The organism is Paraburkholderia sp. GAS33 (genome assembly GCF_050436645.1).
In the GTDB taxonomy this organism is placed as follows: domain Bacteria; phylum Pseudomonadota; class Gammaproteobacteria; order Burkholderiales; family Burkholderiaceae; genus Paraburkholderia; species Paraburkholderia phenazinium_B.
In genome coordinates, this window is sequence record NZ_JBNDMP010000005.1 from 528,055 (window position 1) to 541,260 (window position 13,206).

The 13,206-nt window shown below is 61.9% G+C and carries 15 protein-coding genes; 13 read left to right on the forward strand and 2 right to left on the reverse strand.

Annotation, left to right across the window (positions count from 1 at the left end):
• Positions 1-36: 36 nt before the first annotated feature.
• The 4 genes from ctaD to P3T24_RS18940 all read left to right on the forward strand — a co-directional run bounded on the left by ctaD (position 37) and on the right by P3T24_RS18940 (position 3,149).
• Positions 37-1,653 (forward strand): cytochrome c oxidase subunit I, encoded by a 1,617-nt coding sequence (gene ctaD / locus P3T24_RS18925; protein WP_074263262.1) that lies wholly within the window; start codon positions 37-39, stop codon positions 1,651-1,653.
• A 112-nt stretch (positions 1,654-1,765) separates the two neighbouring features.
• Entirely contained in the window at positions 1,766-1,900 is a 135-nt protein-coding gene (locus P3T24_RS18930) for a cytochrome oxidase small assembly protein (RefSeq protein ID WP_217272797.1), read from the forward strand.
• A gap of 37 nt (positions 1,901-1,937) precedes the next feature.
• Complete coding sequence (locus tag P3T24_RS18935; RefSeq protein WP_074263263.1) at positions 1,938-2,162, forward strand: DUF2970 domain-containing protein; 225 nt, start codon at positions 1,938-1,940, stop codon at positions 2,160-2,162.
• A gap of 129 nt (positions 2,163-2,291) precedes the next feature.
• Complete coding sequence (locus P3T24_RS18940; RefSeq protein ID WP_074263264.1) at positions 2,292-3,149, forward strand: cytochrome c oxidase subunit 3; 858 nt, start codon at positions 2,292-2,294, stop codon at positions 3,147-3,149.
• A gap of 212 nt (positions 3,150-3,361) precedes the next feature.
• Here the strand turns inward: P3T24_RS18940 and P3T24_RS18945 are convergent, their stop codons facing one another.
• Complete coding sequence (locus P3T24_RS18945; protein WP_074263265.1) at positions 3,362-3,571, reverse strand: twin transmembrane helix small protein; 210 nt, start codon at positions 3,569-3,571, stop codon at positions 3,362-3,364.
• A gap of 87 nt (positions 3,572-3,658) precedes the next feature.
• Between P3T24_RS18945 and P3T24_RS18950 the strand changes: the two genes are divergently transcribed.
• The 6 genes from P3T24_RS18950 (at position 3,659) to P3T24_RS18975 (ending at position 8,836) form a co-directional block, all read left to right on the forward strand.
• Entirely contained in the window at positions 3,659-4,375 is a 717-nt protein-coding gene (locus tag P3T24_RS18950) for an SURF1 family protein (RefSeq protein WP_429436815.1), read from the forward strand.
• A gap of 82 nt (positions 4,376-4,457) precedes the next feature.
• Positions 4,458-5,123: an SCO family protein gene (locus P3T24_RS18955; protein WP_429407030.1), complete on the forward strand. Its 666-nt coding sequence runs from the start codon at positions 4,458-4,460 to the stop codon at positions 5,121-5,123.
• Between the two features lie 90 nt (positions 5,124-5,213).
• A complete protein-coding gene (locus tag P3T24_RS18960; protein WP_429407032.1) occupies positions 5,214-6,323 on the forward strand; it encodes a COX15/CtaA family protein in 1,110 nt (369 codons plus the stop codon).
• A gap of 6 nt (positions 6,324-6,329) precedes the next feature.
• Positions 6,330-7,235, forward strand: coding sequence for a heme o synthase (gene cyoE, locus P3T24_RS18965; protein ID WP_074263268.1), 906 nt, complete (start codon positions 6,330-6,332; stop codon positions 7,233-7,235).
• A gap of 4 nt (positions 7,236-7,239) precedes the next feature.
• Positions 7,240-7,857, forward strand: coding sequence for an SCO family protein (locus P3T24_RS18970; RefSeq protein WP_429436818.1), 618 nt, complete (start codon positions 7,240-7,242; stop codon positions 7,855-7,857).
• Between the two features lie 166 nt (positions 7,858-8,023).
• Positions 8,024-8,836: a MetQ/NlpA family ABC transporter substrate-binding protein gene (locus tag P3T24_RS18975; protein ID WP_429436820.1), complete on the forward strand. Its 813-nt coding sequence runs from the start codon at positions 8,024-8,026 to the stop codon at positions 8,834-8,836.
• Between the two features lie 109 nt (positions 8,837-8,945).
• On the opposite strand, the gene P3T24_RS18980 is transcribed toward P3T24_RS18975, so the two are convergent.
• Complete coding sequence (locus tag P3T24_RS18980) at positions 8,946-9,872, reverse strand: bifunctional helix-turn-helix transcriptional regulator/GNAT family N-acetyltransferase (RefSeq protein ID WP_429286755.1); 927 nt, start codon at positions 9,870-9,872, stop codon at positions 8,946-8,948.
• Positions 9,873-10,260: 388 nt separating this feature from the next.
• Between P3T24_RS18980 and P3T24_RS18985 the strand changes: the two genes are divergently transcribed.
• The 3 genes from P3T24_RS18985 to P3T24_RS18995 all read left to right on the forward strand — a co-directional run bounded on the left by P3T24_RS18985 (position 10,261) and on the right by P3T24_RS18995 (position 13,183).
• A complete protein-coding gene (locus P3T24_RS18985) occupies positions 10,261-10,995 on the forward strand; it encodes a GntR family transcriptional regulator (RefSeq protein ID WP_074263272.1) in 735 nt (244 codons plus the stop codon).
• An 84-nt stretch (positions 10,996-11,079) separates the two neighbouring features.
• On the forward strand, positions 11,080-12,183 hold the full coding sequence (gene nagA, locus P3T24_RS18990) for an N-acetylglucosamine-6-phosphate deacetylase (protein WP_429436823.1): 1,104 nt from the start codon (positions 11,080-11,082) through the stop codon (positions 12,181-12,183).
• Positions 12,176-13,183, forward strand: coding sequence for an SIS domain-containing protein (locus tag P3T24_RS18995; RefSeq protein ID WP_429436958.1), 1,008 nt, complete (start codon positions 12,176-12,178; stop codon positions 13,181-13,183). Before nagA ends, P3T24_RS18995 begins: the two co-directional genes overlap by 8 nt.
• Positions 13,184-13,206 lie beyond the last annotated feature (23 nt).

Genomic DNA, 13,206 nt, shown 5'->3' on the forward strand with positions numbered 1-13,206 from the left:
TGGTCAGCACCGCAGTATTCGCTTTAGGAGATTGTCATGTCTAGCGTTGGACACGATGTAGTCGCGGGCCACGAGCACGTACACGGTGATCCGCATGCGCACGGGACGCCGCATGGCTGGCGTCGCTGGCTGTATGCCACCAACCACAAGGATATCGGTACGCTGTACCTGATCTTCTCGTTCACCATGTTCCTCTCCGGGGGCGTGATGGCGCTGATGATCCGTGCCGAGCTGTTCGAGCCGGGCCTGCAGATCATGCGCCCCGAGTTCTTCAACCAGTTGACCACCATGCACGGCCTGATCATGGTGTTCGGCGCGATCATGCCGGCCTTCGTCGGTTTCGCGAACTGGATGGTGCCGTTGCAGATCGGCGCATCGGACATGGCCTTCGCGCGGATGAACAACTTCAGCTTCTGGCTGCTGCCGGTTGCCGCCGTGCTGCTGGTGGGCTCGTTCTTCGCGCCGGGTGGTGCGACGGCTGCGGGCTGGACGCTGTACGCGCCGCTTTCCACGCAGATGGGACCGGGCATGGACTTCGCGATTTTCGCGGTCCACTTGATGGGTGCCTCGTCGATCATGGGCGGCATCAACATCGTCGTGACGATCCTGAACATGCGCGCGCCGGGTCTGACGCTGATGAAAATGCCGATGTTCGTCTGGACGTGGCTCATCACCGCTTACCTGCTGATTGCCGTGATGCCGGTTCTGGCTGGGGCGATCACCATGCTGCTGTTCGATCGCCATTTCGGCACCTCGTTCTTCAACGCAGCCGGCGGCGGCGATCCGGTGATGTACCAGCATATCTTCTGGTTCTTCGGGCACCCCGAGGTGTACATCATGATCTTGCCGGCGTTCGGGATCGTGTCGCAGGTGATCCCGGCGTTCTCGCGCAAGCCGCTGTTCGGCTATAGCTCGATGGTGTACGCCACGTCGTCGATCGCAATCCTGTCGTTCATGGTCTGGGCGCACCACATGTTCGCCACCGGCATGCCGGTGACGGGCCAGTTGTTCTTCATGTACGCCACGATGCTGATCGCCGTGCCGACGGGCGTGAAGGTGTTCAACTGGGTTGCCACGATGTGGCGCGGTTCGCTGACGTTCGAAACCCCGATGCTGTTTGCGGTGGGCTTCCTGTTCGTGTTCACGTTCGGTGGTCTGACGGGCCTGATGCTCGCCATGGCGCCGCTCGACATCCAGTACCACGGCACTTATTTTGTGGTGGCCCACTTTCACTACGTGCTGGTGGCGGGCTCGCTGTTCGGGCTCTTCTCCGGCTGGTACTACTGGTCGCCGAAATGGACCGGCTGGATGTATAACGAGACGCGCGGCAAGATCCACTTCTGGGGCTCGATGATCTTCTTCAACCTCGCGTTCCTGCCGATGCACTTCGTGGGTCTCGCAGGCATGCCGCGTCGTTACGCCGACTACCCCGCGCAGTTCACCGACTGGAACCAGGTCATCACGATCGGTGCGTTCGGCTTCGGCCTGACCCAGGTGTACTTCCTCTTTGCTGTCGCACTGCCGGCTTACCGCGGCGGTGGCGAACTCGAGAAGGCCAGCGACAAGCCGTGGGACGGCGCCACGGGCCTCGAATGGACCGTGCCGAGCCCGGCTCCGTTCCACACGTTCGAACATCCGCCGACGGTCGAGTAAGCCGAACGGCGTTCCCGGTCCCGGCGCAAGCCGGACCGGGTGCAGCGAAGCGGTAGAGTCGTAGCGTGGTAGAGCGGTGTTCCTTATCAGTGATGTGTCGAGAAACTCCAGCATGACCCGGAATCCCATACAAAGACGTACGCCCGAGCAAATCCGCGCGGGCAACTTGCGGCTCGGTTTGATCATGTTCGCTATAGCCGCCGCGTTTTTCGTGGGTATCTTCGTCAAGCGGAGCTTCTTCTCCTGAAGACGATCGTTGTCGTAGGCGAAGGAAGATGACGGTAATGAGCGACAACGGCGGTAAACGCGACGGCAGCAGCACTGGAAAGAGCAGCTTTGGACAGTCGATGAAGGCTGTCTTCTGGGCGTTTTTCGGCGTGCGCAAGCGGCGCGATCTGGAATCGGACGCAGCGCAGCTCAACCCCTTGCACGTGCTGGCAGCCGCCTTGATTGGCGCGGCCATCTTTATCGCCATACTGATTTTCGTCGTCCGTGCGGTGGTGGGATAAGTCGGCAACACCGGGCCAAAGATGGCTCCGAAATTAGAGTGAAGCGATGCGGTATCGACGCATCGCCGAAGAGACAGCCGGACTAAACCGGGTCAAGCGGAACAACTGGACTGAAGTGGAGAATCAAGAATGAGCGGTCAAAACGAGAGCCCGTACTACTTCGTACCGCATCCGTCGCGGCATCCGATCAGCGCGGCCATCGGGCTGCTGGTCATGCTGTCATCGCTTGCGGCGTGGATCAACGGCGAGAGCTGGGCGCCTCTGACGGTGCTCGCTGGCTTGCTGTGGTTGCTCTACACGTTGTGGCACTGGTTCGGCGACGCGATCTCCGAGTCCGAAGGCGGCATGTACGGCAAGAACGTCGACAAGTCGTACCGCTGGAGCATGAGCTGGTTCATCTTCTCCGAAGTCATGTTCTTTGGCGCATTTTTCGGCGCACTGTTTTACGCTCGCGAAATTGCCTTGCATCAACTGGGCAGCCTTGACTACAAGCTGATCTGGCCGGATTTCTCGGCTGTGTGGCCGAACAACGGTCCGGCAGCGCTGGTGTCGAATTTCAAGTCGATGCAACCGTGGCCGGTGCCGACCATCAACACGGCGCTGCTGCTCTCGTCGGGCGCGACGCTGACCGTGGCTCACCATGCGCTGCGTGAGAACCATCGCAACAAGACGATCGCCTGGCTGGCCGCGACTGTCCTGCTGGGTCTGTGCTTCCTGTTCCTGCAGGGCTTCGAGTACTACCACGCGTATAACGAACTGAACCTGACGCTGTCTTCCGGCGTGTATGGCTCGACCTTCTTCCTGCTGACCGGTTTCCACGGCTTCCACGTGTTCCTCGGCGGCACGATGCTGACGGTCGTACTGGTGCGCGTGATTCGCGGCCACTTCACGGCGGATCACCACTTCGCGTTCGAAGGCGCGGCCTGGTACTGGCACTTTGTGGACGTGGTGTGGCTCGGGCTGTACGTTGTCGTGTACTGGCTGTAAAGCTTGCCGGCCCGCGCGTAGTATTTTTTACTGGGTTTTTGACACCGGACACGTGGGCATTTGAATTGCCGGATTCGCTGCAGATCGCGAAGCCACCAAGTAGTATGCCGGACTGACGCAGCGCCGCCCTCGACCCTGTCAGGGCGGCGTTTTGTTTATGGCGCGGAGTTGTTGCGTGGTACGCGTAGAGGTGAAGTTTGCGCGCACCCGGCCTAGCGGCCGTAAGGAATACCGGTCGACTGAATCCAGCCCATCCAGTGAGCGAACAGGATGAACAGGAACAGCGAGATCGACAGGCCCACGCGAGTAGCCAGCGACCAGACCATGCGTTTCGTCTTGCCCTTGTCGTGCACCATGAAGTACAGCGCCGAGGCCATGCTGGCGATGATCAGGGCAAAGGCGATGGGAACGAGAATGTGCATGAAATCAGCTGAAATTCAGGAGCGCGAAGGCAATATGGCTATTATCGCACCGTGCGTTGCGCCGCGTGCACCGTCGGAGCACGCGCGATGAAGATCCGCTGGTTGCCCGCGCTGCTGATTCTGATCGTCGTAGCGGTGACGGTGCGGCTGGGGTTCTGGCAGCGTGACCGCGCGCATCAGAAAGAGACGCTGCAGGCCCACATCACGCAGTTCGAAAACGCGCCGGCCGAGCCGATCAGCAGCGCTCCGCTGGCACTGAAAGACATCGAGTTTCACCGGGTGCGCGCGCGTGGCAGTTTCGTCGCCGACAAGGTGGTCTATCTCGACAATCGCCCGTATAACGATCAACCGGGCTTTTACGTCGTGATGCCCTTTAAACTCGCTGATGGTGGCTACGTGCTGGTCAATCGCGGCTGGTTGCCGCGCAACATCAATGACCGCACCGCGATCGAGCCGTATGTCACGCCGCCGGGGCAGATCGAGATCGAAGGTATTGCGCGGGCCGATGCGACCCGCGCGTTCGAACTAGGGCAGGGCGGATCGGCCCCGCATCAGTCGATCCGGCAGAATCTCGACGTGGGCGCTTATGCCGCGGAGACTGGTCTACCGCTGCAGCCGTTTGTGATCCAGCAGTTGAGCGACGATGGCGACAAGCTCGTGCGCGACTGGCCCGCACCGGATACCGACGTCGAACGCAACTACGGCTATATGCTCCAATGGTGGGGCATGGCCATCGCGGCGGTCGCGTTCGGTTTGTATGCCGCGCGGCGCGCCGCGAAGAAAGAGCACGCGCCCAGCGCGTAAGCTGTGTCTTGCAGATAAATGCATCGCACGCGGCCAGCAGCTTGACCGCTCGCGCCGCGCAATCATTGAAAGAGGTTCGGTAGTGTCGACGCAAACTCCCCGTTCGCCGCAAGCCGGCAAATCCGCTGCTCGTCCTGCGGTCACGCCTGGCCAGCCGCGCGCCAACGGTTCATGGCAACGCGGCCGCTGGATGATGCTGCTGATCGCGCTCGTGTGTGCCGCGCCCGTGATTGGCTCGTACTTCACGTACTACGTCATCAAGCCGACCGGCGGCACCACCAGCTACGGCGCGCTGATCGAACCGCAGCGGCCGATTCCCGATGAACTGGTCGTGACCGGGGAAGACGGCAAGCCGGTGAAGCTCACGTCGCTGCGTGGCAAATGGCTCATGGTTTCGATCGACAACAGCGCGTGCGACAAGGCCTGCGCGACCAAGCTGTATTTCATGCGCCAGATACGCGCAACCCAGGGGCCGGAGCGCGAGCGGGTGGTCGAGGTATGGCTGCGCACAGACGCGGGCAACGTGTCTGACGTGATCCAGAAAGCCTATCCGGACACGCGCAAGCTGATCGCCGATCCGGCCGCACTGGCTTCATGGCTGCCCGTTGACACCGGCACGACGCTGACCGATCACATTTTCGTGGTCGACCCGAACGGCAATCTGATGATGCGTTTCCCGAAAGATCCGAACCCGAGCAAGATCAAGGGCGACATCACGAAGCTGCTGAAGTGGTCGAGCATCGGCTGATGCGGCGTTTTATCGCACGGCCGGGTGTACCTCGAATCGGACGGTCTGTAGCACCATTGGCCGCTATGTTTCCAGCGAGAAGGTAGAGAGATGTTCGTATTGCAACTGGGCCTGATCGGCTTGTGCATTGCGTTGTTGCCGCTGTCCTATATATGGGTCAAGGCCGACGACAATAAATTCCGCAAGCTGGTGTGGGTCACCACTTTCCTGACGCTGGACCTGGTGATGTTCGGCGGCTTCACGCGCCTGACGGACTCCGGTCTCGGCTGTCCTGACTGGCCGGGTTGCTATGGGACGTCCTCGCCGTTTATCGCTCACGCTGCTATCGCCGCCGCTAACCAGGCTATGCCTACCGGGCCTGTCAGTATGACAAAGGCCTGGATCGAAATGATCCACCGCTATTTCGCCATGGCGATCGGCGTGCTGATCGTTGCGCAGATGCTGATCGCCTGGGTCGCGCGCATCAAGCGCCGTCCGCTGCACGTTTCGCCGTGGTGGCCGACGTCGTTGCTGCTGCTGATTCTCGTGCAGGGTGTGTTCGGCGCGTGGACCGTGACGCTCAAACTGCAACCGGTGATCGTGACGACGCACCTGCTGCTAGGCCTCGCCTTGCTCGGTATGCTGGGCTGGCTGGCGGCGCGCCAGACGCCGCTGCCGGCCTATGAGCCCGAGGCCGCGCAGTGGCGCGCGGCGGCGCTCGCGGGGTTGGCACTGCTGGTCGTGCAGATCGCGCTCGGCGGTTGGGTCAGTACGAACTACGCGGTGCTCGCCTGCACAGATTTCCCGACCTGCAACGGTCAATGGATCCCGCCGATGGATTTCGCGCACGGCTTTCACCTATGGCGCGCGCTGGGCATGACGGGCGACGGTGAAATGATCACCCAGGATGCACTGGTGGCGATCCACTGGACCCATCGGACCTTCGCCATCGTCGTGATCGCCTATCTGCTGTGGTTTGCGCTGAAGGTGCGTCGCTTCGAATCGCTGCGGCGGCCCGCTGACGGCGTGCTGCTGGTAGTGCTGATCCAGTTCCTCACGGGCCTCTCCAACATCGTCCTGCAATGGCCGTTGCCGATTGCAGTCGCCCATAACGGGGGCGCCGCGATCCTGCTGCTCCTGCTCGTTATGCTAAACTTTCGAATCGCTTCTAGCCGTCCCGGCCGCGCCGCGTTGCCTGCGCGCGATGCCGCGCCAGCGTGACCCCACATGGACAGCACAACTCTTTCCCAGACCCCCGGTAGCCGGATCTCCCAATACATCGCGCTCACCAAGCCGCGTGTCACGCAGCTTGCTGTGTTCTGCGCTGTCATTGGTATGTTCCTCTCCACGCCCGGTATGGTGCCGTGGACGGTGCTGATCGGCGGCACCGTCGGTATCTGGCTGCTGGCCGGTGCCGCGTTCGCCATCAACTGCCTCGTCGAACAGAAGATCGACGCGAAGATGCGCCGTACGTCGTGGCGCCCGTCTGCCCGCGGCGAAATCACCACCCCACAGATCCTGCTGTTTTCCGCCGTGCTCGGCGGGCTCGGCATGTGGACGCTCTATACGTTCGCCAATCCGTTGACGATGTGGCTCACCATTGCCACTTTCGTCGGCTACGCGGTCGTCTATACGCTGCTGCTCAAGCCTGCTACGCCGCAGAACATCGTGATCGGGGGCGCTTCGGGCGCCATGCCGCCTGCGCTTGGCTGGGCAGCGGTCACGGGGCATGTGCCGGGCGACGCATGGATTCTCGTGCTGATCATCTTTGTCTGGACGCCGCCGCATTTCTGGGCGCTCGCGCTGTATCGCCGCAAGGATTACGAAAGCGCCGGTTTGCCAATGCTGCCGAACACTCACGGCGAACAGTACACGCGGCTGCATATCTTGTTGTACTCGGTGATCCTGTTCGCGGTCGCGCTGATGCCGTTTATCTCGGGCATGAGCGGGATCGTGTATCTGGTGGCGGCGGTGCTGCTCGGTGCCGTGTTCCTCGCCTACGCGTGGAAGATCTATCGGGAGTACTCCGATACGCTCGCGCGTCAGTTGTTCCGTTACTCGATCATCTACCTGTCGCTGCTGTTCGCCGCGCTGTTGATCGATCACTATGCACGTGTCCTGATCGGCGCGTAACACCATGCTCACAAACCGGTTTGCGCGTCTCGCGCGTGCTGCCTTGATGGCCTGTGCGCTCGGTGGCGCGATCCTGGCCTCAGGCTGCGGCAAACCCGCCCCCTCGTTCGAGAATCTCGACATTACCGGCAACACGCAATTCGGTACGGACTTCTCGTTGCCCGATGCCAGCGGCAAGACGCGCACGCTCGAGGACTACAAGGGCAAGGTCGTGGTGCTGTTCTTCGGCTACACGCACTGTCCGGACGTCTGTCCGACGACCATGGCCGAACTCGCGCAGGCACTGCAGCAGTTGGGCCCCACAGACGCGAGCCGCGTCCAGGTGCTGTTCGTCACCGTCGATCCCGATCGCGACACTTCAACCGTGATGTCGCAGTATGTGCCGGCCTTCAATCCGACCTTTGTCGGCTTGCGCCCGGCCGATCAGGCGCAACTCACCAAGGTGACAAAAGACTTCCGCGTGTACTACGCGAAGGTGCCGGGCAAGACGCCGGACAGTTACACGATGGACCATACGGCTGCCAGCTATGTCTTCGATCCGGACGGCAAGCTGCGACTGTTCGCCCGCGATGGCCAGGGTGCCGAACCTTGGGTGCACGACATCAAGCTACTGCTTGGTTAAGGCGTAGGCCCATCTGTCGTCCGTTCGTCCGCATACCCATATGCGATAGCGGTATTTCACTTCTCGCAGAGCCTATGAGACCATTCGCGACCCAGCTGATGGCGCGCGTATTGCGCCGCCAGCCGTTCACCCGAATCTGACATCGATCAGAAATAGCGAGATTTACATGCAGCGCAGAAACATCCTCAAAGCCCTCTCCGCAGTTGTCGCCTCCGCAGCTCTCGTCACAAGCGTCGGCGCTCACGCCGACGACAAGGTCATCAAGGTCGGCACCATCAGCGGTCCCGACGCACAAATCTGGGCGGTGGTCCAGAAAGTGGCGCAGCGCGAAGGCCTCAACGTGAAGGTCATCGAATTCAACGATTACGTCCAGCCGAACGCCGCTCTCGACGCAGGCGATCTGGACGCCAACAGCTTCCAGCACCAGCCCTACCTCGATAGCCAGGTCAAGCAGCGTGGCTACAAGATCGTCAGCGCGGGCCTGACCTACATTTCCCCGCTCGGCATCTATTCGAAGAAGTTCAAATCGCTGAAGGACCTGCCGCAAGGTGCGAAGGTCGCAGTACCTAACGATCCGTCCAACGAGAACCGAGCACTGCTGCTGTTGCAGGCGCAAGGCGTGATCAAGCTGAAGGCTGGCGCCGGCACGAACGGTAACAGCGCCACGCCGCTCGACGTCGCCGAGAATCCGAAGAAAGTGAAGCTGGTTGAACTGGACGCCGCGCAGTTGCCGCGCTCGCTGTCCGACCTGGACGCTGCTGCGATCAACACGAACTACGCGCTTGCCGGCGGCCTGCAGCCGACTAAAGATGCGATCGCGCTCGAGGACATCCATAGCCCGTACGCGAATCTGATCGCCGTGCGCACCCAGGACAAGGACAAGCCGTGGGTTAAAAAGCTGGTCGCGGCTTATCAGTCGGATGACGTGCGCCAGTTCATCAAAACCCAGTTCAAGGGTTCGGTGGTGCCGTCGTTCTAAGCACGCTGCAGCCACGACGAAGCGCCGCAACGCAAAGCGCCATGGGAGACCATGGCGCTTTTTTATTGGGCTTCGCATTGAGGTTCATATTGCGCTTCGTTCGGCGCACCTACAGATCGCGCTCCCAGCGTTCGACCGTCAACTCATGACCGAAGCGCATCTCCGGCGCCACGTCGGCGCACACAAAACCGGCACGCTCGCAGAGCCGCCGGGATTGTTCGAGCGTCGTGACCGTGGCCAGTGTGAGCCGGGTGTAGCCCGCACGCCTGGCGAAGCGCACACACTCGTCGACCAGTTGCGTGCCGATGCCGAGCCGGCGCATGTCGGGCTCGATATACAGCATCCTGATCCGTGCCACCGTGGCCGATACGCCTGCCACCATCGCCGCGCCGACGATCGCATTGTCCTGTTCGACGATCCAGCACATCTCACGCACCGGATCGTGATGCTGGGTGAAGTCAGCGACGATGCCAGCAAGCAAGCCTTCGAAAGTCTGATCCCAGCCGTGTTCGCTTGCAAACAAGAGGGCTTGCCGGTGCACGAGCCAGCCATATTCGCCTGCGCGCGGCGCCCGTAGCGTCACGACGCCGCGGCGCGGCTGCTCGTCGAGCAGTCGCTCGACGAGCTTCATCGCGCCGATCAACTCTTCCTGCGAGCTTTCCGCGAGGCGTTCCAGTGCCGACATGACTTCTTCGATGGCGGCGACGTCGAGCGGTTCGTAGGCGGCGTACCCCTGGTCGGTGAGCGCGATTAACGACTGCCGCGCGTCGCTCTCCGATGGACGCCGTGTGAGCAGATTGCGGCGTTCGAAGCTGGTGAGCAGGCGGCTTAGATAACCGCTGTCGAGTCCGAGATTGCGCGCCAGCACCGTGGCGGTTTGCGCGCGCCCGCGCGCCAGTTCATGCAGCACACGCACTTCGGTCAGCGAGTACGGGCTCTTTTGCAGACGCTCGTGCAACGCACCGATATGCTTCGTGTAGAAGCGGTTGAAATGGCGGACGGCCTCAACGCGCCGCAGCGCTGCGGAATCGGTCAACGTACGGCTCCCGGAAGTCCTTGAAGGTGTCAGACAACAAACCTATTGGATGACATCCTATCTAAAAACTGCGTAAAAAGCGGTAAAACGTACACTCTAACCGGCCACGGCGATTGGTATTACAAAAGTACGCATGCGAAGTAGCGCGATCCGTTCGGTAGCGAACCAGTGGTTCTCTATAGACCCTCAAGATATCTCGAATACGGGTAAATACCGATCACCGGAAACGCCCGGTAAGCCTGTCGCAATCTGCCGGATTCCCTTTACTGTCAAAGGTTTGACGGCGATCGGACCGGTATGGAACAACTCGATTGACTGGTATTATGGTGGTTATATAATGGGCTCTCTCTTCGAAGCCCACGCTCTTCCTTTCGACCCACCTGAGCCCATGGAAACACGCTGGTCCGCATTGATGCCTGACGCCCGCAACGTCACGCCGCTCTATCTGCAGCTCGCGCGCAACCTGGCGACGGCCATCCACTGTGGCGTCTGGTCGGCGGGTGAGGCGTTACCGTCGGAGCGTACGCTGTCGGATGCGATCGGCGTGTCGCGTATTACCGCACGCAAGGCGATCGAATTGCTGGTTGAACAGGGGCTAATCCGCCGCTCGCCGGGTGCGGGCAGTTTCATTACGCCGCGCGTCGAAGATCCACTGTCGCGGCTCACCGGCTTCACGAAAAAGATGCAGCAGCGGGGCTTTCGTCCCGACTCGGTCTGGCTCGAACGCGGCATTCGCGCCGCGAACCGCGACGAGCTGGTGCACCTCGGCCTGTCGCCGGGTGCAGCGGTGACGAGTCTGCGGCGTCTGCGGCGCGCGGACGGCATCGTGATGGCGGTGGAACATTCGGCGCTGCCGGCCGCGATCGTGCCGGACCCGCAGGCGATCGGCGTGTCGCTGTACAGCTATCTGGAGCAGCGTGGCATGGCAGTCGTGCGCGCGCTGCAGCACTTTCGGGCCGTCAACGCGACGAGCGAGATTGCCTCGCTGATGGACATCGAACCGCGCTCGGCGCTGCTGGTGATCACACGTATCGGCTATAGCGCCGACCAGCGGGCGATTGAATTGACGGACACCTACTGCCGGGACGACTACTACGACTTTGTCGCCGAACTGCGTCAATAAGGACGCAATAACGGCGCGGCCCTCGCGCAACGCTGAACGGCGCGGATCAGAAACGTATCGCACTACGTATTATCAGAGAGACTCATGCTGACCGGAAACATACTCACCACCGATGGGTGGATTCACGGCACGCTCGAATACGAAAACGGCCGTATCACGTCGCTCACAGGTGAGCGGGTCGATCCGTCCACCAACGACGCGCCCTACATTTTGCCGGGCTTTATCGATCTGCACGTGCATGGCGGCGGCGGCGCCGACGTGATGGAAGCGGGCGACGCGATCGACACGATCACGCGCACGCATGCCCGCTTCGGCACCACGAGCCTCCTTGCCACGACGATGACCGCGCCGCGCGAAGAGCTGATGAACGTGGTAGCAAACCTGGGCGACGTGGCCCGTGTGCGTACGCCCGGTTGCTCGCGCGTGCTCGGCGTGCACCTTGAAGGACCGTATATCAATCCGGGCAAGCTCGGTGCGCAGCCGGACGCCGCTGTGTCCGCAGTGCTCGACGAAGTGCTGAAGTACCTGTCGATTGCGCCGATTCGCGTCGTCACGATCGCGCCGGAAATCTCCGGCCACATGGACATCATTTCCGAAATCGCCGCGCGCGGCGTGCGCGTGCAGCTCGGCCATTCGCTCGGCACGTACGACGATGCGGTCGCGGCGCTCAAACATGGAGCGTGTGGCTTCACACACCTGTTCAATGCGATGTCGCCGCTGCATCACCGCAATCCCGGCATGGTCGGCGCGGCGCTGGCGCACGCTGAATTCGCGGAGATCATCCCTGACCTGCTGCACGTTCACCCGGGCGCAATTCGTGCCGCGATGCGGGCGATTCCGCGCGTGTACGTGGTGACCGACAGCACCTCGGCTACCGGCATGCCTGACGGCGAATACCGCCTCGGCAGCCAGCACGTCACCAAGTGTCTGGGCGGCGTGCGTCTTGCCGACGGCACGCTTGCCGGCAGCACCCTGACGATGGATCAGGCGCTGCGCAATCTGGTATCGCTCGGCCTGCCCATGGCCGACGTTTCAAATCGTCTGTCGCGCTATGCCGCCGACTATCTCGGCATTGAAGACCGCGGCCGTCTCGCGCGCGGTGCCTGGGCCGATATCGTCGTGTTCGATCGCGAACTGGCACTGACCGCGACTTACGTCGAAGGAGAATCAATTGTCGAATATGCTTAACGAAGCGCTGGCGTCCGCTGAGGTGGTCGCCGCGCAGCTTGCGGATACGTCGCACGTGCAGGCGCTGGCGGCGAGACTCGCTGAACAGCCGCGCCATGTCGCGCTGACGGTCGCACGCGGTAGTTCGGATCACGCAGCGAGTTATTTCGCAAGCCTCACCATGAGCCGCATTGGACTGCCGGTCGCTTCGCTGCCGATGTCCGTGGCGACGCTGCAGCAGGCGCCACTGAAGGTGCGCGATCAGCTTGCTATCGCGTTCTCGCAGTCCGGCAAGAGTCCTGATCTGGTGGGCACGATGGCCGCGCTGCGCGAGGCCGGCGCGCTGACTGTCGCGGCCGTGAACGCGCCGCAATCGCCGCTGGCCGATGCCTGCGAATGGCATCTGCCGCTGGTTGCCGGTCCCGAGTTGAGCGTCGCCGCGACCAAGAGCTATATCGCGATGCTGTCCATTTCCGCGCAACTGGTCGCGCACTGGCAGCAAGACGATGCATTGCTTGCCGCGCTCGGAGGCTTGCCCGAAGCGCTGCAAAGCGCGGGCAGACTCGACTGGAACAAAGCGGTCGAGGAACTGCGTGGCATCGAGCGCATGATCGTGATCGGCCGTGGTCTTGGCCTCGCAATCGCGCAGGAAGCGGCGCTTAAGCTCAAGGAAACCTCGGGCATCCAGGCCGAAGCGTTTTCGAGCGCCGAAGTGCGTCATGGCCCAATGGAGCTGATCGATCGCGACTATCCGTTGCTCGTGTTCGCCCCGCGCGGACCCGAACAGGCCGGACTCATCCAGCTCGCGCGCGATATGCAGACACGCGGCGCACGCGTGCTGCTGGCCGCGCCGGAAGATGTGCCGGAAGCTACCTTGCCGCTCGTCACGACGGCCCATGCGGCACTCGATCCGATCGCCGCGATTCTTTCCTTTTACGTGATGGCCGCAGGTCTTGCCGCTGCACGCGGACGCAACCCCGATGCGCCGCGCCATCTGAACAAAGTCACCGAAACCCACTGATCGAGTAATCAGATGCGTCGTGT

Bases quoted from the DNA above. Each gene is read 5' to 3' on its own strand.
- P3T24_RS18935 (WP_074263263.1), top strand. From the start codon at position 1,938: ATGAGCGACAACGGCGGTAAACGCGACGGCAGCAGCACTGGAAAGAGC.
- P3T24_RS18995 (WP_429436958.1), top strand. From the start codon at position 12,176: ATGCTTAACGAAGCGCTGGCGTCCGCTGAGGTGGTCGCCGCGCAGCTT.
- cyoE (WP_074263268.1), top strand. From the start codon at position 6,330: ATGGACAGCACAACTCTTTCCCAGACCCCCGGTAGCCGGATCTCCCAA.
- P3T24_RS18940 (WP_074263264.1), top strand. From the start codon at position 2,292: ATGAGCGGTCAAAACGAGAGCCCGTACTACTTCGTACCGCATCCGTCG.
- P3T24_RS18970 (WP_429436818.1), top strand. From the start codon at position 7,240: ATGCTCACAAACCGGTTTGCGCGTCTCGCGCGTGCTGCCTTGATGGCC.
- nagA (WP_429436823.1), top strand. From the start codon at position 11,080: ATGCTGACCGGAAACATACTCACCACCGATGGGTGGATTCACGGCACG.
- P3T24_RS18930 (WP_217272797.1), top strand. From the start codon at position 1,766: ATGACCCGGAATCCCATACAAAGACGTACGCCCGAGCAAATCCGCGCG.
- P3T24_RS18945 (WP_074263265.1), bottom strand. From the start codon at position 3,571: ATGCACATTCTCGTTCCCATCGCCTTTGCCCTGATCATCGCCAGCATG.
- P3T24_RS18985 (WP_074263272.1), top strand. From the start codon at position 10,261: ATGGAAACACGCTGGTCCGCATTGATGCCTGACGCCCGCAACGTCACG.
- P3T24_RS18950 (WP_429436815.1), top strand. From the start codon at position 3,659: ATGAAGATCCGCTGGTTGCCCGCGCTGCTGATTCTGATCGTCGTAGCG.
- P3T24_RS18975 (WP_429436820.1), top strand. From the start codon at position 8,024: ATGCAGCGCAGAAACATCCTCAAAGCCCTCTCCGCAGTTGTCGCCTCC.
- P3T24_RS18960 (WP_429407032.1), top strand. From the start codon at position 5,214: ATGTTCGTATTGCAACTGGGCCTGATCGGCTTGTGCATTGCGTTGTTG.
- ctaD (WP_074263262.1), top strand. From the start codon at position 37: ATGTCTAGCGTTGGACACGATGTAGTCGCGGGCCACGAGCACGTACAC.